General features: G+C 62.6%; 20 protein-coding genes, 1 pseudogene and 1 riboswitch. Of the genes and pseudogenes, 14 read left to right on the top strand and 7 right to left on the bottom strand.

Annotated elements, in window-relative coordinates; genetic code table 11:
• Positions 1-34: 34 nt before the first annotated feature.
• The 4 genes from ACIPZC_RS19270 to ACIPZC_RS19255 form a co-directional block, all read right to left on the bottom strand.
• Positions 35-322 (bottom strand): YceK/YidQ family lipoprotein, encoded by a 288-nt coding sequence (locus tag ACIPZC_RS19270; protein ID WP_400628836.1) that lies wholly within the window; start codon positions 320-322, stop codon positions 35-37.
• On the bottom strand, positions 319-948 hold the full coding sequence (gene ubiX / locus ACIPZC_RS19265) for a flavin prenyltransferase UbiX (RefSeq protein WP_039603651.1): 630 nt from the start codon (positions 946-948) through the stop codon (positions 319-321). Before ubiX ends, ACIPZC_RS19270 begins: the two co-directional genes overlap by 4 nt.
• Positions 945-2294: a UDP-N-acetylmuramate:L-alanyl-gamma-D-glutamyl-meso-diaminopimelate ligase gene (mpl, locus tag ACIPZC_RS19260; RefSeq protein WP_241803961.1), complete on the bottom strand. Its 1350-nt coding sequence runs from the start codon at positions 2292-2294 to the stop codon at positions 945-947. The genes ubiX and mpl overlap by 4 nt, the downstream gene beginning before the upstream one ends.
• A 66-nt stretch (positions 2295-2360) precedes the next feature.
• A complete protein-coding gene (locus tag ACIPZC_RS19255) occupies positions 2361-4364 on the bottom strand; it encodes a sigma-54-dependent Fis family transcriptional regulator (RefSeq protein ID WP_400628833.1) in 2004 nt (667 codons plus the stop codon).
• Between the two features lie 256 nt (positions 4365-4620).
• On the opposite strand from ACIPZC_RS19255, the gene ACIPZC_RS19250 reads away from it, so the two are divergent.
• The 9 genes from ACIPZC_RS19250 to ACIPZC_RS19210 all read left to right on the top strand — a co-directional run bounded on the left by ACIPZC_RS19250 (position 4621) and on the right by ACIPZC_RS19210 (position 13836).
• On the top strand, positions 4621-6141 hold the full coding sequence (locus tag ACIPZC_RS19250) for an aldehyde dehydrogenase family protein (protein ID WP_267820682.1): 1521 nt from the start codon (positions 4621-4623) through the stop codon (positions 6139-6141).
• A gap of 253 nt (positions 6142-6394) precedes the next feature.
• Positions 6395-7843 (top strand): ethanolamine permease, encoded by a 1449-nt coding sequence (gene eat, locus ACIPZC_RS19245; protein ID WP_400628831.1) that lies wholly within the window; start codon positions 6395-6397, stop codon positions 7841-7843.
• A gap of 48 nt (positions 7844-7891) precedes the next feature.
• The gene (locus tag ACIPZC_RS19240) at positions 7892-9286 is read left to right on the top strand and encodes an ethanolamine ammonia-lyase subunit EutB (protein ID WP_267820680.1); all 1395 of its coding nucleotides are present in this window, start codon (positions 7892-7894) and stop codon (positions 9284-9286) included.
• An 8-nt stretch (positions 9287-9294) separates the two neighbouring features.
• Positions 9295-10110 carry an ethanolamine ammonia-lyase subunit EutC gene (gene eutC, locus ACIPZC_RS19235; RefSeq protein ID WP_400628829.1) on the top strand — a complete coding sequence of 272 codons (816 nt, stop codon included), beginning with the start codon at positions 9295-9297 and terminating at the stop codon, positions 10108-10110.
• A gap of 107 nt (positions 10111-10217) precedes the next feature.
• Complete coding sequence (locus tag ACIPZC_RS19230) at positions 10218-10676, top strand: N-acetyltransferase (RefSeq protein ID WP_012312531.1); 459 nt, start codon at positions 10218-10220, stop codon at positions 10674-10676.
• 191 nt (positions 10677-10867) lie between these two features.
• Entirely contained in the window at positions 10868-11515 is a 648-nt protein-coding gene (locus tag ACIPZC_RS19225; protein WP_267820676.1) for a DedA family protein, read from the top strand.
• Between the two features lie 8 nt (positions 11516-11523).
• Complete coding sequence (locus ACIPZC_RS19220) at positions 11524-12339, top strand: zinc-dependent peptidase (protein WP_267820674.1); 816 nt, start codon at positions 11524-11526, stop codon at positions 12337-12339.
• Between the two features lie 93 nt (positions 12340-12432).
• On the top strand, positions 12433-12960 hold the full coding sequence (ppa, locus tag ACIPZC_RS19215) for an inorganic diphosphatase (protein ID WP_003255365.1): 528 nt from the start codon (positions 12433-12435) through the stop codon (positions 12958-12960).
• A gap of 168 nt (positions 12961-13128) precedes the next feature.
• Entirely contained in the window at positions 13129-13836 is a 708-nt protein-coding gene (locus ACIPZC_RS19210) for a helix-turn-helix transcriptional regulator (RefSeq protein WP_400628826.1), read from the top strand.
• A 238-nt stretch (positions 13837-14074) separates the two neighbouring features.
• On the opposite strand, the pseudogene ACIPZC_RS19205 reads toward ACIPZC_RS19210, so the two are convergent.
• The 3 genes and pseudogenes from ACIPZC_RS19205 to ACIPZC_RS19195 form a co-directional block, all read right to left on the bottom strand.
• Positions 14075-14185 (bottom strand): annotated as a pseudogene (locus ACIPZC_RS19205) (DUF3077 domain-containing protein); the annotation flags it as partial.
• A 118-nt stretch (positions 14186-14303) separates the two neighbouring features.
• Entirely contained in the window at positions 14304-14546 is a 243-nt protein-coding gene (locus ACIPZC_RS19200; protein ID WP_241803970.1) for a hypothetical protein, read from the bottom strand.
• A gap of 334 nt (positions 14547-14880) precedes the next feature.
• The gene (locus ACIPZC_RS19195) at positions 14881-17055 is read right to left on the bottom strand and encodes a TonB-dependent siderophore receptor (protein WP_241803971.1); all 2175 of its coding nucleotides are present in this window, start codon (positions 17053-17055) and stop codon (positions 14881-14883) included.
• A gap of 192 nt (positions 17056-17247) precedes the next feature.
• On the opposite strand from ACIPZC_RS19195, the gene ACIPZC_RS19190 reads away from it, so the two are divergent.
• The 5 genes from ACIPZC_RS19190 to ACIPZC_RS19170 all read left to right on the top strand — a co-directional run.
• Positions 17248-17940, top strand: coding sequence for a response regulator transcription factor (locus ACIPZC_RS19190; RefSeq protein ID WP_241803972.1), 693 nt, complete (start codon positions 17248-17250; stop codon positions 17938-17940).
• The gene (locus ACIPZC_RS19185) at positions 17940-19286 is read left to right on the top strand and encodes a histidine kinase sensor domain-containing protein (protein ID WP_400628823.1); all 1347 of its coding nucleotides are present in this window, start codon (positions 17940-17942) and stop codon (positions 19284-19286) included. The genes ACIPZC_RS19190 and ACIPZC_RS19185 overlap by 1 nt, the downstream gene beginning before the upstream one ends.
• Before the next feature lie 82 nt (positions 19287-19368).
• Positions 19369-20259 carry an alpha/beta hydrolase gene (locus ACIPZC_RS19180; protein WP_400628821.1) on the top strand — a complete coding sequence of 297 codons (891 nt, stop codon included), beginning with the start codon at positions 19369-19371 and terminating at the stop codon, positions 20257-20259.
• A gap of 156 nt (positions 20260-20415) precedes the next feature.
• A riboswitch (FMN riboswitch) is annotated at positions 20416-20557 on the top strand.
• A gap of 80 nt (positions 20558-20637) precedes the next feature.
• Positions 20638-21288 (top strand): 3,4-dihydroxy-2-butanone-4-phosphate synthase, encoded by a 651-nt coding sequence (gene ribB, locus ACIPZC_RS19175; protein WP_267820662.1) that lies wholly within the window; start codon positions 20638-20640, stop codon positions 21286-21288.
• A 134-nt stretch (positions 21289-21422) separates the two neighbouring features.
• On the top strand, positions 21423-21565 hold a 143-nt coding region (locus tag ACIPZC_RS19170), incomplete at its 3' end, for a transposase (protein WP_400625795.1).

Genomic DNA, 21565 nt, shown 5'->3' with positions numbered 1-21565 from the left:
AGGCCCTGTCACCGGCAAGCCGGTGCTGGGGCCATTACAGACCGCCAGTGGCCTGGAAACCGATCCCGGCAGCCGTCAGCAACGATAATGGCAGGAGCAGGGTATCGAGCAGCATGCTCCCTGGCAGGTCCAACCGTGGATACGCCGGCGCATGAGCCCCGAAATGGTCCTCTGGGCAACACCCACCGTTGATCACGTACAAATCCAGCCGGGTGCCGGCATACACCACCGGGGCGCCCGGCTTGTTGGCATCCAGCGTCCGCACCGTGGCGCAGCCGTCGAGCAGCAGGACGGCCAGCACGGCAGGCAAAGCCCGCCTCAATCGTCCGCCCCAAGATGATGTTCGCCCCAGCGCGGCAACATGTCCTGTGGGATGTTCAGCAGGTTGAGAATGCGCGCCACGACGAAGTCGACCAGGTCATCGATGGTTTGTGGCTGGTGATAGAAGCCCGGCGCCGCCGGCAAGATCACTGCCCCCATCTGCGAGAGTTTGAGCATGTTCTCCAGATGGATGGTCGAAAATGGCGCCTCCCGCGGCACCAGGATCAGCTGGCGACGTTCCTTGAGGGTTACGTCGGCGGCACGTTCGATCAGGTTGTTGCAGGCCCCGGTGGCGATGGCCGACAGGGTGCCGGTCGAGCACGGCACCACAACCATGGCCGCCGGTGCGCCGGAACCCGAGGCCACCGGCGACATCCAGTCCTCCTTGCCATATACGCGGATCTGCCCATCGGCAGCGCCGGTGTACTCGGTGAGAAAGGCCTGCATGGCCTGCGGCTTGGGTGGCAGTAGTACGTCAGTCTCGGTGGACATCACCAATTGCGCGGCCTTGGAGATGAGAAAGTGCACCTCACGGTCTTCGCGCACCAGGCAATCGAGCAGGCGCAAGCCATACTGCGCACCGGAGGCGCCGGTCATGGCCAGGGTGATGCGTTCCGGCCCGCTCATTTCAGGGCCTCGGCCAGCTTGCCGTGCAGGCCGCCAAAGCCGCCGTTACTCATGATCACCACATGCGTGCCCGGCCGCGCCTGACCCTTGACCCGCTCGATGATCGCCTCGAGGCTGTCGGCGACCACGCTTGGTACCTTGCACTGCGCTGCGGTCGCTGCCAGGTCCCAGCCCAGGTTGGCGGGCGCATACCAGACTACCTGGTCGGCATCATTGACGCTTTCTGGCAGGCCGTCACGGTGCGCGCCGAGCTTCATGGAGTTGGAACGAGGCTCGATGATGGCGATTACCGGCGCCTCGCCCACCCGCTTGCGCAGCCCGTCCAGGGTAGTGGCGATGGCCGTCGGATGATGAGCGAAGTCGTCGTAGATGGTCACGCCCTGCACTTCTGCGACCTTCTCCATGCGCCGCTTGACGCTCTTGAACGCGCTCAGGCCATCGATGCCCATGGCCGGCACGACCCCCACATGACGGGCAGCGGCCAAGGTTGCCAACGCGTTGGCAACGTTGTGCTGGCCAGTCAGGGCCCAGTCCACGATGCCTTGTGCCTGGCCCTCGAACAGCACTTCAAAGCGCGAGCCGTCGGCACTGAGCAGGCGCGCCTGCCATTGGCCACCCTCGCCGGTGGTCTGCACTGGCGTCCAGCAGCCCATGCCGATTACCCGCTCCAGCGCCTGCTCTGTGGTCGGGTGGATCACCAAGCCTTCGCTCGGGATGGTGCGCACCAGGTGATGGAACTGCCGCTCGATGGAGGCCAGGTCCGGGAAAATGTCCGCGTGGTCGAACTCTAGGTTGTTGAGAATGGCTGTGCGCGGATGGTAGTGCACGAATTTCGAGCGTTTGTCGAAGAAGGCGCTGTCGTATTCGTCGGCTTCCACCACGAAGAACGGCGTATCGCCCAAACGTGCCGAGACCGAGAAGTTCTGCGGCACGCCGCCGATCAGGAAGCCAGGGCTCATGCCGGCATGCTCCAGGACCCAGGCCAGCATGCTGCTGGTGGTGGTCTTGCCGTGAGTACCGGCCACGGCCAGCACCCAACGCCCCTGCAGCACATGGTCGGCCAGCCACTGAGGGCCGGAGACGTAAGGCAGGCCCTTGTTGAGCACATACTCCACTGCAGGGTTGCCCCGCGACATGGCGTTGCCGATCACTACCAGGTCAGGTGCCGGGTCCAGCTGGGCCGGGTCGTAGCCCTGGGTCAGCTCGATGCCCTGGGCCTGGAGCTGGGTACTCATCGGTGGATAGACGTTGGCGTCCGAACCGGTCACACGGTGGCCAAGCTCCTTGGCCAGCACCGCCAGCGAACCCATGAAAGTGCCGCAAATACCGAGAATATGAATGTGCATGGTCGACCTCGCAAAACTTCGAGGCAGGGTAGCCCAGGGCGCGGGAAATCGCACCCGCTGTTTCGCTCAGACGCCCCTGGCGATGCCGTGTTTGCGCAGTTTTCGATACAAGGTATTGCGGCTGATATTCAATTGCTCGGCGACACGGGTCAGGTGCCAGCGGTTTGCCTCCAGTGTGGATAACAGGGCTTGGCGCTCGGCATCCTCCAACCGTGCCGGCCTCATCGCCGGCAAGCCGGCTCCCACAGGGGGAGTGCCAGCCTCTTGGGTGGTGCCAGCCTGTTGGGTGGTGCCAACCTTGTGGGTGGTGCCAGACTCTTGGGGGGCGCTACAGCTTTTGCCTGCTTTTTTGAGGATGACGGCGGGAAGCTCGCCACACTCGATACGCCCGTGCTCACACAATGCCACCAGCGTACGCAGCACATTGCGCATCTGGCGCACATTGCCCGGCCAGGCATAATCCAGCAGCGCCTGGCGGGCGCTTGGGTCGATTTCGATGGCCTGGCCTTGCGCTTCCTGGCGCAACAGGACATCCAGCAACTGAGCCTTGTCACTGCGCTCACGCACCGCCGGCATTGCCACTTCCAGGCCGTTGAGCCGGTAATACAGGTCCTCGCGGAAGGTGCCTAGCTCCACCCGCTCCAGCAAATCTCGGTGGGTAGCACTGACGATCCGCACATCGACCGCTTGCGGCTCACCACCGATCGGCACCACCTGACGTTCTTCCAGCACCCGTAGCAGACGGGTCTGCAGCGCCAGCGGCATGTCACCGATCTCGTCGAGCAACAAGGTGCCGCCATCGGCCTGCAGCAGCTTGCCGCGCATGCCTTCCTTGCGCGCTCCGGTAAAACTGCCGCCGCGGTAACCGAACAGCTCGCTCTCTATCAGGCTTTCGGGAATCGATGCGCAGTTGACTGCCACGAACGGTTTGCCGCGCCGTTGGCTAGCCTGGTGCACGGCCTGGGCAAAGGCTTCCTTGCCACAACCGGTCTCGCCCGACACCAGCAGTGGCACATCACGCTCGAACACCCGCAGCGCCCGCTGGAAATCACCCTGCAGCGCCGGGTCCATCAGGCAAATGCCCGGGGCGGCCTCGGGCCGGGCTTCGGGCAAACCAGCCGGCACCGCCCACACCGGCGCCTTAGCCTGCCCGCGCAAGCTGGCAAATACCTGGCGACCATCTCGTGTATACAGCGGCCAGGCCGGGCTGCCCGTGGGCATGGCGCGGCTGAAGAGCTCATCAGGGTTACAGGCAAAGAACATGTCCAACGGCTTGCCCAGTACCCCGCCCCGGACAGTGCCCAACAGGTTGAGGGCGCTCTGGTTGGCCGCGCAGATACGGCCATCGGCGCCGAACGCCAGCAGCCCTTCGCTGAACAACCCCACCGACTCGGCCTGCAGGTGAAAGCGCAGCAGCCATTGCTGCTCGAAGTGGCGCAGGAAGTAACAGCTCTCGATCATCTTTGCCGAAAGGTTGACCAGCGCCATGGTATGAAACTGGCTTTGGCGCGAAACATCCGGCCTCGCCGATGACACATCAAGCACTGCCAGCAGTTCGCCGTGAGGGTCGAACACCGGGCTGGCCGAACAGGTCAGCCCGGTGTGCCGGCCGCGAAAGTGTTCGTTCTGATGGATGGTCAGGGCCTGGCGCTCCACCAGGCAGGTGCCGATGCCGTTGGTGCCCTCGCGCGCTTCGCTCCAGTCAGCGCCCAACCACAACCCCGCACGTTCGAAGATGCGCCGCTCGCTGGGTGCAGTGACACAGTTGAGGATGACACCGCGCGCATCGGTCAGCAGCACCGCATGCCCGGCACCGGATAACTGCTGGTGCAGGCTGTTCATTTCACTGTCGGCGATTTTCAGCACCTGGTTCAGGCGCTCACGGCTTTCGAGCAAGCGGCCGTGCTCCAGCACGACCGGCGCGGCAAGCACCTCGGGATCCAGATGGTAGTCCTCCAGGCATCGCAGCCAGGAGCGGGCAATGGACGGATCGCTGCCGGCCCCCCCGGCTTCGCCGTGGGCAACGGTATGCACTTGCTGGGCATGACGACTGAGGTGGTGGCTCTGCATGGGTTTTTGTTCTCCGCAGATAGAGCGTCCTGCCAGCATCCTCCACCCGCCCGGGCTTTGCAATGTGCCGCAATCAAGCGTGTCGCAAACGGTACAAAGTGTCACCCAGCGCGTGCCGTTCCCGGTACAGCGCCCGCTTCAGGCCCATCAAGAAATCGCGCAAGCCATTGATTCAACTAGCCCTCCCCACGCTGGCCCAACCTTTGCTCTACGCTTTCCAACTCCTCAACAAACACAATTAACCAGGAGACACACCATGCGTTATGCACATCCCGGTACCGAGGGCGCGAAGGTTTCCTTCAAGAGCCGCTACGGCAACTACATCGGTGGTGAATTCGTAGCTCCGGTCAAGGGGCAGTATTTCGACAACACCTCCCCGGTCAATGGCAAGCTGATCGCTGAATTCCCCCGCTCCACTGCCGAAGACATCGACAAGGCCCTCGACGCCGCCCACGCTGCCGCCGATGCCTGGGGCCGCACGTCGGTACAGGACCGCTCCAACGTTCTGCTGAAGATCGCCGACCGCATCGAGCAAAACCTTGAAGTGCTGGCCATCACCGAAACCTGGGACAACGGCAAGCCGGTCCGCGAAACCCTCAACGCCGACATCCCGCTGGCGGTCGATCATTTCCGCTATTTCGCCGGCTGCATACGCGCCCAGGAGGGCGGTGCCGCCGAGATCAACGAAAACACCGTGGCCTATCACATTCATGAGCCACTGGGCGTGGTCGGGCAGATCATCCCGTGGAACTTCCCGATCCTGATGGCCGCCTGGAAACTGGCACCGGCCCTGGCCGCTGGCAACTGCGTGGTGCTCAAACCCGCCGAGCAGACGCCGCTGGGCATCACCGTGCTGGTCGAGCTGATTGGCGACCTGCTGCCGCCCGGCGTGCTCAACGTCGTCCAGGGCTATGGCCGCGAGGCTGGCGAGGCGCTGGCCACCAGCAAGCGCATCGCCAAGATCGCCTTCACCGGCTCTACCCCGGTTGGCTCGCACATCATGAAATGCGCCGCCGAGAACATCATCCCGTCGACTGTCGAGCTGGGCGGCAAATCGCCGAACGTGTACTTCGAAGACATCATGCAGGCTGAGCCGAGCTTCATCGACAAGGCTGCCGAAGGCATGGTGCTGGCGTTCTTCAACCAGGGCGAGGTCTGCACCTGCCCGTCACGCGCACTGGTGCAAGAGTCGATTTACCCGCAGTTCATGGAAGTGGTGATGAAGAAGGTGCTGCAGATCAAACGCGGCGACCCGCTCGACACCGACACCATGGTCGGCGCCCAGGCGTCGCAACAGCAGTTCGAAAAAATCCTGTCGTACCTGCAGATTGCCCAGGACGAGGGCGCCGAGCTGCTGACCGGCGGCAAGGTGGAGAAGCTGGAGGGGGCGCTGGCCACGGGTTACTACATCCAGCCGACACTGCTCAAAGGCACCAACAAGATGCGGGTGTTCCAGGAAGAAATCTTCGGCCCGGTGGTCAGCGTCACCACTTTCAAGGACGAAGCTGAAGCACTGGCCATCGCCAACGACACCGAGTTCGGCCTGGGCGCCGGTGTATGGACCCGCGACATCAACCGCGCCTACCGCATGGGCCGTGGCATCAAGGCGGGCCGCGTATGGACCAATTGCTACCACCTGTACCCGGCACACGCCGCGTTCGGCGGTTACAAGAAGTCCGGCGTAGGCCGTGAAACCCACAAAATGATGCTCGACCACTACCAGCAAACCAAGAACCTGCTGGTGAGCTACGACATCAACCCGCTGGGCTTCTTCTAAGCGGCAAGCTGCAAGCTGCAAGCTGCAAGAAAAAGCGAGTACACCGCCGACCTGCTTTTTCTAAGCCGCAAGCTGCAAGCTGCAAGCTGCAAGCTGCAAGCTGCAAGAAAAAGCGAGTACACCGCCGACCTGCTTTTTCTTGAGGCTTGCAGCTTGAAGCTTGAAGCTTGAAGCCCCATGGCTCGCTTCCTGCAGTACCCATCACCAAGGGCCGGAACCCTTCCGGCCACCAAGAAAAAGAACAGGTGAAACTATGCCAAGCGATCAATCTTCCGGCACACCGGCAGGTGCTTCCGTCGATTTTGAAAAAGTCGGTTCGGACTACTTCCAGCAGCGTGAACTGAAAAAAGGGGCTGCCGGCTGGGTCCTGCTGGTGGGCCTGGGCGTCGCTTACGTGATCTCCGGCGACTATGCCGGCTGGAACTTCGGTCTTGCCCAAGGCGGCTGGGGTGGCATGTTCCTGGCCACCCTGCTGATGGCCACCATGTACTTGTGCATGTGCTTCTCGCTCGCCGAACTGTCCTCGATGATCCCAACCGCCGGGGGCGGCTATGGCTTTGCCCGTAGTGCCTTCGGCCCGTGGGGCGGCTTTTTGACAGGCACGGCGATCCTCATCGAGTACGCCATCGCGCCGGCAGCCATCGCGGTGTTCATCGGCGCCTACTGCCAGTCCCTGTTCGGCATTGGCGGCTGGATGATCTACCTGGCGTTCTACATCGTCTTTATCGGCATCCACATCTTCGGTGTGGGTGAAGCGCTGAAACTGATGTTCATCATCACCGCCATCGCCGCCATCGCCCTGGCTGTCTTCCTTGTGGGCATGGTGCCCCATTTTGATGCAGCCAACCTGTTCGACATCGCCCAGACCGACGCGGTTGGCGCCAGCAGCTTCCTGCCGTTCGGTTATGTCGGCGTGTGGGCGGCAATCCCTTACGCGATCTGGTTCTTCCTGGCGGTAGAAGGCGTGCCGCTGGCAGCCGAGGAAACCAAGAACCCGAAACGTGACCTGCCCCGTGGCCTGATTGGCGCCATGCTGGTGTTGCTGGCCTTTGCCCTGCTGATCCTCGTGGTAGGCCCGGGCGGTGCGGGCTCCGAAGCGCTCAAAGCCTCCGGTAACCCACTGGTAGAAGCGCTGTCCAAGGCGTATGGCGGCTCCACCTGGATGGGCGGCTTCGTCAACCTGGTTGGCCTGGCCGGCCTGATTGCCAGCTTCTTCTCCATCATCTATGCCTATTCGCGGCAGATCTTCGCCCTTTCCCGCGCGGGCTACCTGCCGCGCAAACTGTCTGAAACCAACAAGAGCAAGGCACCGGTACTGGCCCTGATCATCCCCGGCATCATTGGCTTCGCCCTGTCACTGACCGGCCAGGGCGACCTGCTGATCCTGGTTGCGGTGTTCGGCGCAACGCTGTCTTATGTACTGATGATGGCCGCGCACATCACCCTGCGCATCCGCCGGCCCAAGATGGAACGCCCCTATCGCACCCCGGGTGGCATCTTCACCTCAGGGGTAGCCCTGGTGCTGGGCTGTATCGCCGTGGTCGCAGGCTTCCTGGTCGACCCACGGGTGGTGATTGGCGCTGCAGTGATCTATGCAGTATTGATTGCCTACTTTGCGTTCTACAGCCGCCACCACTTGGTAGCGGGCACACCGGAAGAGGAATTCGCCGCGATCCAGAAGGCCGAAGAGGCCCTGCACTGATCGCCGACACCTGCCGCGGGCACGCCCGCGGCACTCTGGAGATTCTGTATGGCAAGTTTCGTACACACGGTAGGCCACCTGGTCTACCGTTTCGACAGCCTCAAGGACGTGATGGCCAAAGCCAGCCCCGCACGCTCCGGGGATTACCTGGCTGGCGTTGCCGCCGCCAACGATGGCGAGCGGGTGGCGGCGCAGATGGCACTGGCCAATATCCCACTCAGCCACTTCCTCAGCGAAGCGCTGATCCCTTACGAGCAGGATGAAGTGACCCGTCTGATCATCGACACTCACGACGCCCAGGCCTTCGCCCCGGTCAGCCACCTCACCGTCGGTGGCCTGCGTGACTGGCTGCTCAGCGACGAAGCCAACGAAGACAGCCTGCGCGCCCTGGCGCCAGGCCTGACCCCGGAAATGGCCGCTGCAGTCTCGAAGATCATGCGCGTACAGGACCTGGTGCTGGTGGCGCAGAAAATCCGTGTGGTCACCCGTTTTCGCGGCACCATGGGCTTGCGCGGGCGCCTGTCGACCCGCTTGCAGCCCAACCACCCTACCGACGAGCCGGCCGGGATTGCCGCCAGCATTCTCGATGGCTTGCTGTACGGCAACGGCGACGCCATGATCGGCATCAACCCGGCCACCGACAGCACCGCCTCGATCTGCGCGATGCTGGAAATGCTCGACGCCATCATCCAGCGCTATGACATTCCCACCCAGGCCTGTGTACTGACCCACGTCACCACCTCCATAGAGGCAATCAACCGCGGCGTGCCGCTGGACCTGGTGTTCCAGTCGATTGCCGGCACCGAGGCAGCTAACGCCGGCTTTGGCATCAACCTCAACGTGCTTCAGGAAGGTTACGAAGCCGGGCTGTCGCTCAAGCGCGGCACCCTCGGGCAGAACCTCATGTATTTCGAAACCGGCCAGGGCAGCGCCCTGTCGGCCAACGCTCACCACGGCGTCGATCAGCAAACCTGTGAAACCCGCGCCTATGCCGTGGCCCGTCACTTCAAGCCGTTTCTGGTCAACACCGTGGTCGGTTTCATCGGCCCCGAGTACCTGTACAACGGCAAGCAGATCATCCGTGCCGGCCTGGAGGACCACTTCTGCGGCAAACTGCTGGGCGTGCCGATGGGGTGCGACATCTGCTACACCAACCATGCCGAGGCCGATCAGGACGACATGGACACCCTGCTGACCCTGCTGGGTGTGGCCGGGATCAACTTCATCATGGGCATCCCCGGCTCCGACGACATCATGCTCAATTACCAGACCACCTCGTTCCATGACGCGCTGTATGCGCGCCAGACCCTGGGCCTCAAACCTGGGCCTGAGTTCGAGGCATGGTTGCAGCGCACCGGCATCTTCACCCAGGCCGATGGCCGGGTGCGCTTTGGCGACAACCTGCCACCGGCGTTCCGCCAGGCCTTGGCGCAACTGTCATAGAGGTGACCATGGATCAGACACTCACCCCCGAAAACCCTTGGCTGGCCCTGCGCAACCTGACCCCGGCGCGTATCGCCCTGGGCCGCAGCGGCATCAGCCTGCCAACCGACGCCCAGCTGGACTTCCAGTTCGCCCACGCCCAGGCCCGCGATGCCGTGCACCTGGCGTTCGACCACTGTTCCCTGGCCGAACAATTGAAGCAGCGCGGCCGTGACAGCCTGGTATTGCACAGCGCTGCCAGCGACCGCCACCAGTACCTGCAACGCCCCGACCTGGGGCGGCGCCTGAACGAGCACTCGGTGGAACAGTTGCGCCAGCACGCCCAGGCCAACCCTGGCGGCTGCGACCTTGCCATCGTGGTGGCCGACGGCCTCTCGGCACTGGCCGTGCATCGCCATACCTTGCCGTTCCTGGCCCGTTTCGAGGAGCAGGCCGCCGCCGATGGCTGGACCAGCGCACCGGTGGTGCTGGTGGAGCAAGGCCGGGTGGCCGTGGCCGACGAAGTGGGCCAACTGCTGGGGGCGCGCATGACGGTGGTGCTGATCGGTGAGCGCCCCGGGCTCAGTTCACCCGACAGCCTGGGCTTGTATTTCACCTACGCGCCAAAGGTGGGCCTGACCGACGCTTACCGCAACTGCATCTCCAACGTTCGCCTCGAAGGCCTGAGCTACGGCATGGCCGCCCACCGCCTGCTATACCTGATGCGCGAGGCCTGCCGCCGACAGCTGTCTGGTGTGAATTTAAAGGACGAAGCGCAGGTCCATACCCTCGACAGTGAAAACACCCCTGGCCAAAAAGGTAATTTCCTACTCGGTGAAGGGTAAAAAACATGTCACGGACGGCGGATTGCGCTTCTAGCCTGCATTGGGCAGCATGCTATTGAAAGCTGCTGGCATTTCGCTATTTCCCAAATGGACTCTGAGGGCCGCACATGCGCATCATCAAGGCAACCCTGGAACACCTCGACCTGCTCACCCCGCTGTTCGTCCGATACCGTGAGTTCTATGGGCAACTGCCCTACCCGGACAGCTCGCGCAAATTCCTGGAAACGCGCCTCAAACGCGACGAATCGGTCATCTATCTGGCACTGCCGGACGATGACGATGCCAAACTGCTGGGCTTCTGCCAGTTGTACCCGAGCTTCTCGTCGCTGTCGCTCAAGCGGGTGTGGATTCTCAACGACATCTATGTGGCCGAAGACTCACGGCGCATGCTGGTGGCCGACCATCTGATCCGTGAGGCCAAGAAGATGGCCAAGGACACCCAGGCCGTGCGCATGCGGGTTTCGACCAGCGCCAACAACGAGGTAGCGCAGAGGACCTATGAATCCATCGGTTTTCGCAAAGATACCGAGTTCGAAAGCTACATTTTGCCGATCAGCCAAGACTGACCCGTACTGGCCCGAGCGCCGGCTGGCCGGCGATCGGGCCAGTAAAGGCCGCCTCAGTAACCCCCCGCTACAAACTCTCCGGGCATCCTCGCCACTTGGCCGTATAATGCCCGCTCCTGGCATGTCTGAAAATTTACCCTACCGCTCGTCCGCTCGCCCGTCGCTGCGGGTCAAGAACACAGGTGCTGTACATGGATTTCAACCCGCTGGACCTCATCCTGCATCTCGATGCCTACCTTGATCTGCTGGTCACCAATTACGGCCCCTGGATCTACGCGATCCTGTTCACCGTGATTTTCTGCGAGACCGGGCTGGTGGTGATGCCCTTCCTGCCGGGTGATTCCCTGCTGTTCATCGCCGGCGCTGTGGCCGCCGGTGGCGGCATGGACCCGGTACTGCTGGCCGGCCTGCTGATGGCCGCGGCAATCATGGGTGACAGTACCAACTACGTGATCGGGCGAACGGCAGGTGAACGGCTGTTCAACAAACCCAATTCGAAAATCTTCCGCCGTGACTACCTGCAGCGCACCCATGAGTTCTATGAACGCCATGGTGGCAAAACCGTGACCCTCGCACGCTTCTTGCCAATCCTGCGTACCTTCGCACCGTTCGTCGCTGGCATCGCCCACATGCACTACCCGCGTTTCCTGGCCTTCAGCGTTGCAGGCTCGCTGCTGTGGGTCGGCGGCCTGGTGACCCTCGGCTACTTCTTCGGCAACGTGCCATTCATCAAGCAGCACCTCTCGCTGATGGTGGTCGGCATCATCTTCCTGTCGCTGGTGCCCATGGTCCTAGGCCTGCTGCGCGGGCGCCTGGGCCGCACCGCCAAGGCACACTGACCAACGCCATGTGGTCCTTCAGCGCCTGGCGGCGCAAGCGAACCCTGGCGCGCTACCCGGTCGACCCACAGCAATGGCAGGCGATCCGTGAACGCCTGCCGATGCTCGATGGCATCAGCGACGATGAAGACCGTCGGCTCCGTGATGCGTGCATCCTGTTCCTGCTCGACAAGCACCTGACCACCCTGCCCGGCGTCGAGCTGGATGATCAGCAACGCCTGTTCCTGGCTGCCCAGGCTCAACTACCGCTGTTGCACCTGGGGGACCTCAACTGGTACCAGGGCTTTCACGAGATCATCCTCTACCCGGACGACTTCAAAAGCCCCCAGCGCCACCGCGACGCCAGTGGCGTGGAGCATGTCTGGGATGGTGAACACAGCGGCGAGGCGTGGCAGCAGGGCCCGGTGATCATGGCCTGGGCCGGGGTGCTGGCCAGCGGCGGCTGGGAAGCCTACAACCTGGTGATCCACGAGCTGGCGCACAAGCTCGACATGCTCAATGGCGATGCCAATGGCCTGCCACCGCTGCACAGCGACATGCAGGTCGAAGCCTGGGCCACGGCCATGCAGCAGGCGTATGACGACCTCAACCGCCAGCTGGACGCCGACCCTGAAGCGCAAACGGCCATCGACCCTTATGCGGCCGAAAACCCGGCAGAGTTCTTCGCCGTCACCAGCGAGTACTTCTTCAGCGCGCCCGACCTTTTGCAGCAAGCTTATCCACAGGTGTACCGGCAACTGTCGCTGTTCTACCGCCAGGACCCTCTGGCGCGCCTGACGCGGTTGCAGGACGAACACCCTGACTATCGCCAAAGCCCCACCTGATGCGCCCGCGCATCAGGTGGGACGTGGCATGCCCTGGCCGAATGTGCCTATAATCGCCGCCACTTTTTTGATCAAACACGGGGGCACTGCCCAATGAGCTACAGCAAGATTCCGGCTGGCAAAGACCTGCCGAACGACATCTACGTCGCCATCGAGATCCCGGCCAACCACGCGCCGATCAAGTACGAAATCGACAAAGATAGCGATACCCTGTTCGTCGATCGCTTCATGGCGACCCCGATGTTCTACCCGGCCAACTACGGCTTCATTCCAAACACCCTGGCCGACGACGGTGATCCGCTGGACGTGCTGGTGGTTACCCCTTACCCGGTCGCCCCTGGTTCGGTCATCCGTGCCCGCCCGGTCGGCGTTCTGAACATGACCGACGACGGCGGCGGCGACGCCAAGGTCATCGCTGTGCCGCACGACAAGCTGTCGCAGCTGTATGTCGACGTCAAGGAATACACCGACCTGCCAGCACTGCTGATCCAGCAGATCGAGCACTTCTTCGCGAACTACAAAGATCTCGAGAAGGGCAAGTGGGTCAAGATCGAGGGCTGGGAAGGCGCCGACGCCGCCCGCGCCGCGATCACCAAATCGGTTGCTGCCTACAAGGGCTGATACCGTTTGCATCAAGCCCCGCTTCGGCGGGGTTTTTTGTGCGTGCCGCAGTGGCAAAAAATCCTACAAGGTCCTAATCCAGGATCCTACACCTAGGCGATTTTCGTACACGTCACGTCAACACCTGGTTCGTATCCCTACTGGCACACCGCCGGTACACTCCGGTGCATGAAAACCTCCGGTGACCGCCTCAAGGCCCTCCTCCACGAGTGTGGCTTGACCCCTGCCGATCTCGCCGCCCAGCGTGGTTTGACGGCCCAGCACGTGAACAACTGGTTCAAGCGCGGCATTCCCCTGGCTCGCCTGGACGAACTTGCCGACCTGTTCTGCGTACATCGGCGCTGGCTGCGCTGTGGCGAAGGCCCCAAACACCCCAGTTCGATCCTGCGCAGCCGCGCCCTGCAGCCCGCCTCTGATACTGGTAATGCGCTCTCCTTGCTGTCGACCCAGGCTACCCGGCTGTTGCAGGTGCCATTTCAGCAAGTGCACGACGGCAAGCTCGTCGCGCTGGAGGGCAAGTACCTGCAACTGCCGCTTGAAGCGCTGCAGGCCTTGGGCGTTGGAATGGATAGTGTCGTTTGCCTGGCCATGCCAAGCCAAAACATGGCGCCGTGGGTTCCATCCGACGCGATAGTGGCCATTGACGTCAGCCAGACCCGGGTCAAGGACGGTGAAACCTATGCCCTGCTGCACAATGGCACCCTCCGGGTGAACAGCCTCAGCCTCGGCCACAACGGCATCCTGTGCCTGCACAGTCACGACAGGCGCAACTACACCGTGGAACGCTTCACCCCGGCCCAGCGCCAGGCACAGCACTTGGAGATACTCGGCTGGGTGTTCCACTGGTCGCATTTTTGCCGGCAACGCCCTGAATGAAACACACTGTGCCATTTTTTGCTGGGCATCCTGAGCAGGCCCTTGTATGCTACGCGCCACATTCAGCCCCGACCGGCGCAAGCCGCAGGCCAGAGGGCTCGGCAACGTTTCACACGAACGTTCGCCATCTTTTTCAGGCCTTTGATGGCCATCCAGTTAAGGCGGTTGCGGCTTACCATAAATTAGCCGGAAGCGTCCCCGAGAAGCCGGCCACAAGCCGGCTTTTTAATGCCTGCTCTTAATGCTTCATGCCCAGCTCGGCATCATCCATCAGCGCCTTGGCCATGGCACTGAGGTAATGCGAAGCCCAGATCATCATGGGTTTCTCATCCATCAGGCCGATTATGGTCGAACCTGGTTGTGCCAGTGGTCATTCTTCAATCTCCTTAAAATTTGCGCTGGCCGGCCCGGCCTCATCGCCGGCAAGCCGGCGATGAGGCCGGTGCAAGCGGCAAATCTTCCAAGCCCTAATGCAAGGTCCGAGGGCCTGTGGGCATCTGCACCTGGATCAGCGCCGACTCGAGCAAAACCCGTAACGCCTCCATTTCATGCAGCGAGGTCATCATCAAAACCGATGCCGGTGACTTGGGATGCAGCAGCAGTGCCTGGTGCACAACGGTCGTGGCGCACAGCGCATAGTCCGTGGCCTGGATCAGGGTGTCTTCAAGGGAATGGGAATCGCGGGGCGGATCGGGGACAATTTTTAGCATGATGTAATCTCGTCTGTGTCCTCATGGACCACCACGACATCACTTGCATTTGATGGGTGGCGGCTGCGTGCAGGCTGCAAGACCGGACAGACGAAAACCGGCAGATCCGAAGATCTCCAGCACGCAGCCACCATTGGCCGAAGCTGCCGACACGCGGCACTCCGGATAGCGCTGAATCGTCTGCGGGCTTGCAGGCCCGGTCGCTGATTTGGCAACGACGGGCCCAGACTAGGCCGCAGAGAAAAGCACCGCAATGCCGAAAAGGCGGGAACAAGCTATTTCAGAAATGGACTACAAGCAACGGTAAAAATCTGACAATTTCCTGGAAAATACGTCAGAAATCATAACGCGCGCCAACCATCATGCTGCGCGAAGGCCCATAGAAGTTGAACGTCGACGTCGACCCCACCCGCGACAGGTAATCACGGTCCAACAGGTTGTTGACGTTAAAGGTGGCCGTCAGCTTCGAGGTAACCGGGTACGACAGCATCGCATCCACCGTGGCGTACCCCGGCGCATCGATGCGCACGCCGCCGTTCTCGGAATGGAAGTTGCTCATCGCCGAGACGCCACCACCAATGGCCAGCCCGGTCAAAGGCCCTTGGCTGATGGTGTACTTGCTCCACAGCGACGCCTGGTTGCGCGGCATGATGAAGAAGGTGGTTTCGGCATCACCGTCGAGGGTTTCGGTTTCCATCCAGGTGTAGCCCGCCAGCACCTCCCAGTTCGGCGTCAGCTTGCCGCTGACTTCCACTTCGGCACCCTTCACCCGCGTCTTGCCCGATGCGACAGAAAACCCGGTGTCTACGCCATCCTCGTCATAGTCGGTGCTGGCGCGGTTCTCGTCGGTCAAACGGAATACCGAGACGCGGGTATTGAGGTCGCCGCCAAAGTAACTGCTCTTGAGGCCAAACTCATACTGCTCGCCTTCACGCGGTTTGAGCACCCGGCCACTGCTGTCGGTGTCTGATTGCGGCTTGAATACCTGCGAATAGCTGGCATACAGCGCATGGGTATCGGTCAGGTCGTAGACGACGCCACCGTACGGCGTGAAGCGCCCATCCACGCGCTTGTTATCATCGACAGTCGAACCCGTGCTCAGGGTAGTGGTGTAGAAATCACCGCGATACCAGCTGAAGCGGCCACCAGCAATCAGCGCCAAACGCTCGACCGGGCGGAAGGTGACCTTGGAGTACAGCCCGTACTCTTCCTCCTGCATGCCGGTTTCGGTGCTGTAGTTCGGCGACGGCTTGGCGAACTGGGTCGGCGAGTAGCTGCCGACGTTGATGCCCCCCAGGTTGGTGGTGCCGTTGAGGTACTCGGTGTCGTAGTTCTTGTAGTCGGTACCCACCACGAATTCGCTGACCTGGCCGAAGGTTTCGAACGGCTGGCTGTAGCTGGCGTCCAGCGAGTAGGTGTCTTGGGTGAAGTCCCGGGCACTGGCACGCTCGGAGTTGGCACCGGTGGTGGCATTGGTGGCGGTAAAGGCATAGAGGTAGTCCGTGTCGCGGTGCGAGCCACGTGCGGCGATACGGCCATAACCACCGTTGTCGAAGCGGTGCGTCAACTCGGCAACCAGGTCGGTGGTCTTGCCATCGAAGTAGTTCCAGTCAGCGCCGAGGAACTTCGAATGGCTGAAATCCGGCACCTCACCAGACAGGGTTGCCGGGTAGCCGTTGTGCGGGGTGATGTTCTTCACCTCGTGAATCAGGCCGAATGACAGCTGGGTGTCGTCATCAAGGTCGATATCCAGCGCGCCGTAGTAGCTGTTGCTGGTGTTGGCGTTGTAGTCCACCTCGCCATTGGTGTCATCCCGCGAGGCCACGAAGCGCCCACGCACCCGGCCTGCATCATCCAGCGGCCCGCCCAGGTCGATTTCTTCGTGGTTGGTGTCCCAGGTGCCGTAGCTGGCCTCGACGTGGCCCTGGAATTCGGCGGTCGGGCGCTTGCGCACCATGTTGACGATACCGCCAAGCTCGCTGGTGCTGCTGAACAACCCCGCCGGGCCGCGCATGATCTCCACACGATCGAAGGCCGCCAGCGACGGCACGGTGCCGAAAATACTGGCCATGGGCGCCGGCAGGCCGTCGATGTTGAACTCGCTGTACTCGTAGCCACGGGCATAGATCGACGAGCGCCCGCTATCGTTTGTCAGGGTGCGCAGCCCAGCGGTGTACTTGGCCAGGTCATCGAGGTGCACGAACTGGCGGTCTTTGACGTAGTCCTGGGTGTAGACAGTGACCGACTGCGGTATTTCCTTGAGCGACGCGGGGGTCTTGGTGCCGACGGTGGCAGCGTCGACGCTGTAACCGCCGGTTTCTTCCGAAGGCAGCATGTCGTACAGGCGGTTGCCTTCGATGGTCAGTGCCGGCAGGTCGAGCGAGCTGTCCGCAGCGACCTCATTGGCTACCGTTTCGGCCAATGCCGAGAATGAAAACGGCGCCAACAACCCCAGCATCAGCCAGCCCCGCGCCCGTCGCGGGCTCCCCACACCTTTGAAACTGCTCATGGCACACCTTCGCCCAAATGATATTGAATCGCAAACGACATACGTTGCTTTTTGCGAACGATACCGGACGAAAACGGGGGGTGCAGCAGGATTAACCTTCTTAACACATGCACCCGCCACGGGGTGATTGCCCTTAGCCTGCATGCAATGGGATGATCGCCAACTGATACGAATTCTCATTAAAGACCGCCCATGCCAACCTCACTCCTGCTCGTCGAAGATGACCCACGCCTGCGTGAGGACCTCCAGCGCCACTTCCTGAAGCGGGGCTTTCTGGTCAACGCCTGCGCCACCGGCCCGCAGGCGTTGAACGCGGTGCAACACGATGGCTTCGATCTGGTATTGCTGGACATCATGCTGCCTGGCCTGGACGGTCTTAGCCTGCTCGACGAATTGCGCCGCCAGCAGGCAGTGCCGGTGATGCTGATGTCGGCACTGGGCGCCGAGCAGGACCGCATCAGTGGCTTTACCCGGGGCGCGGACGACTACCTGCCCAAGCCCTTCAGCCTGGCGGAACTGGACGCGCGGGTCGATGCCCTGATGCGCCGGGTGGCCTTTGACCGCAGGCCGGTAGCAGCAACCGACGCCGGCGAGGTGATGCTCGACCATGACCATCAGGATGTCGTTCACCACGGCAAGGCTGCCGGCCTCACGGGCTCTGAGTTTCGCTTGCTGGCCACCTTGAGCGCCCACCCCGGCGAGGCGTTGAGCAAAGCCTTTCTCTACCAGACCGTACTGCACCGCGCCTACACCCGCCTGGACCGCGGGCTGGACGTACATGTGTGCAACCTGCGCCGCAAGCTGGCAGACATCGGTGCCCAGCATGTACAGATACAGGCCGTGCGTGGCCAAGGGTACATCCTGGTCGACACGGAACGCCTGTGATGCGCCGCCACCCCTTGCTGTGGAAGCTGGCCGCGCTGCAAGTCAGCTTCTGCCTGTTACTGACCTGGCTTATCTGGACCTGGGGCCTGTCGGTGGAGCGCAGCAGTTATTTTCTGTCCCAGGCCGACCAGGACTATCTGGCGCGCTATGCGCAGCAGGCTGAACAGGCCTGGCAGCAAGGGGGGGCGAGCGGGGCCGAGGCCTTTCGCAAACACCTGCAGCACGCCGAGAACACCTGGGCAGCACTGATCGGGCCGCACCTGCAAAGCCTCGGCACCACGCCGTTGGATGCCGACGAGGCCAGCCGCCTGACCTTCATGCGCAAGCCTGACTGGCCGATGAGCCGGCGCCTGCAGGATGAGCTGCCCTACGTCAGCATCGAGTTCCCGCTGCATCCAGAGCGCGGCCGCCTGGTAATGCAACTGCCCGAGCGCCTGTTACCCACCGGCCTGACCCCCTGGACCCACGTCATCACTCACGGCGTAGCACCCACACTGCTGGCGCTGTTACTGGGCCTGGCGATCTATCGGCATCTGGTGGCACCGCTCAACCGCTTGCGCGACCGCGCCGACGCCTTACGCGCAGACGACCTGGACAGCCCCGGCCTGCCCCTGCAGGATCGCCGCGATGAATTGGGCGAACTGGCGCAGGCCTTTGAACACATGGCCGGGCGCCTGCGCCAAAGCCTGGAGCAGCAACGCCTGCTGCTGCGTACCCTGTCGCACGAACTGCGTACGCCCCTGGCGCGGCTGCGCATCGCCCACGACAGTGATTTGTCGCCCGCGCAGTTGCGCGCGCGCCTGGGGCACGAGGTCAACGACATGCAGAAGCTGCTCGAGGACACCCTGGACCTCGCCTGGATGGACACTGAGCAACCACAGTTACGCACCGAACCGGTACTGATGCTTTCCGTGTGGGAAGCCTTATGCCAGGACGCCTGCTTCGAAAGCGGCTGGGACCGTGCACGGCTACCCTGCTCGCTCGGCGTGGAATGCGTGGTGCAGGCCCATCTGGACAGCCTGGCCCAGGCACTGGAAAACCTCATGCGCAATGCCATCCGCCATTCGCCTGCCGATGGTCGGGTCAGCCTCGATGGCTGGCGCGAGGGCGACTGCTGGCACCTGCGCCTGAGTGACCAAGGCCCCGGCGTGCCTCACGCTGAACTCGAACGCATCTTCAAGCCTTACCAGCGCTTGCCCGACAGCGGCGCAGGTTTCGGCCTGGGGCTTGCCATCGCCCGCCGCGCGGTCGAACTGCAAGGCGGCAGGCTGTGGGCCAGCAATGGTCACCCCGGGCTTTGCCTGCACCTGTTGCTGCCGGCTGCTTCGCAATGTTTAGAAAGTTAATGCGCTTTACGCTCAATCAGGACTGATTATCATCTGAGCCCTTCCGCCTTGCGCTCCTTGCAAAGCATTGATGAGGCGCCTGATGAGCAAGATCACCCTGTCCCTGGCATTGGCGCTGGCCCTTACCGCCCCGGTTGCCCTGGCACAGCCGCAGCGCGAGCAGCAGATGGACACTTCACTGCTGCAGCGCCAAGACCTGGCCTACCGCTTCAGCCACCTGGACCTGGACTCGGCCGATGGCCAGCGCCATTACCGCTTATGGATCGGCAAGCCGCAGCGCCCGGCACCCGCCGCAGGTTACCCGGTGTTGTGGATGCTCGACGGCAATGCCGCACTCGGTGCCCTGGACAGTGCGTTACTGGGCAGACTCGCAGCGGGCCAGGCACCGCTACTGGTGGCGGTTGGGTACCAGACCGAGCAGCGCATCGAGCGAACAGGCCGTACCTACGACTACACACCGGCCATCCCCGGGCTTGCAGAACAGCGCGACCCGCTGACCCACCTGCCCAGCGGTGGCGCGGATGCATTCCTGGATTTGCTTACCGAACGCATGCGCCCGATGGTGGCCGGCGCAGCGCCCATCGACCCGCAGCAGCAGACCCTGTGGGGGCACTCGTATGGCGGTTTGGCAGTGTTGCATGCAGTGTTCACCCGGCCTGGAGCGTTCAGCCACTATGTGGCAGCCAGCCCATCGTTATGGTGGCACGACGGGGCGATCGTTCGCCAAGCGCTGAACTTGCAGGAGCGCATGGGTGATAACCACCCGACGCTCTTGCTGATGCGCGGCAGCGAGGAGCCGGTGAGCCCGCGGGCACCGCTGCAAGGCGATGTGGAGCGGCCGATGCGAGAGCTGGCGGCGGACCTGGCCAAGGTGCCGGGGTTGCAGGTGCGTTTCGAGCGATTGACGGGGGTTGGGCATGGGCCGATGCTGCCGGCTTCATTGCAACGCGTAATCGAGGATATGTCTCGCTAAGCCTGCACGGCACCCTCGCCGCATCAGTAATGGCGGGCTTGCCGCCGGCAATCTGGGGCATATCCTCGAAGCCGTTGCATGAGCCGATCACCCCTGATACGCCGAAGGTCGCAGATCATCGGCTTGTCAGCAGGGTAGCACTGTGCGGTATGCTTGCCCGGTCTTCAGGGCGGGGTGAAAGTCCCCACCGGCGGTAAATCGAAAGATGAGCCCGCGAGCGCCCCGGCCATGCCGGGGGTCAGCAGATCTGGTGCAACTCCAGAGCCGACGGTCATAGTCCGGATGAAAGAAGGCGTCAGGCAAGGGCCATCAGGGCGCCCTTGCGCGCGCATTTTGTTCGCCCCGAGACGTTCATCGATCATTCACGAGGAGCGTTTCATGTCCCCCAAGCATCACCAGCAATTCCCCAATGTGTCCGCTGCCGTCGCCGCCTTCCAGGCCGGCCGTCCCGTACTGCTGCTCGACGATGACGACCGCGAGGACGAAGCAGACATCGTTGCCGCCGCCGAAAACCTGTCGCTGCAGACCATGGCCATGATGATTCGCGATTGCAGCGGCATCGTCTGCCTGTGCCTGGACGAAGCCACGGTCGATGCCCTGCAACTGGCACCGATGGTGCCGAACAACCAGGCTCGCCACGGCACTGGCTTCACCGTGACCATCGAAGCGGCTGAGGGGGTGAGCACCGGCGTCAGCGCGCAGGACCGTATCACCACCATCGAAGCAGCCTTGCGCTCGACGGCCGAGCAACGGCATATCGTCAGCCCCGGCCACGTATTCCCGCTGCGGGCGCGTGATGGCGGGGTGCTGACCCGTCGCGGCCATACCGAGGGCTCGGTGGACCTGGCTCGCCTGGCGGGCCTGCGCCCGGCAGCGGTGCTGTGCGAGCTGATGAACCCCGACGGCAGCATGGCCCGCGGCGAGCAGGTGGCGGTGTATGCCCGCCAGTACAACCTGCCAGTGCTGACCATCGCAGAGCTGGCCCGTTGCCGCGAGGCGATGCTGGAGCGGGAAGCTGTGCCAGCCTGATCGATCGACGGGGCCGCTTCGCGGCCCAATCGCCGGCAAGCCGGCTCCCACTGGGCCGCGGCAGTTCTTGAGGCTTGCGCCGTATTTGGACTGCCCCCAAGAAGTTGGACACCAATCCAACCCTTGGGGGATCTATGGGTAAGTACACCGAGCAATTCAAGCTCACAGCGATTACAGCCTACCTGGATGGCAGCAACGGTTTCCGAAAGGTGGCTAAACACTTCGGTATCGATTTCAGTCTGCTTCGACGCTGGGTGGCCAGTTATCAGGCCAATAA

The organism is Pseudomonas sp. NPDC089743 (assembly GCF_044748785.1).
In the GTDB taxonomy this organism is placed as follows: Bacteria; Pseudomonadota; Gammaproteobacteria; order Pseudomonadales; family Pseudomonadaceae; genus Aquipseudomonas; species Aquipseudomonas putida_X.
This window is presented reverse-complemented; position numbering and strand designations above follow the sequence as displayed.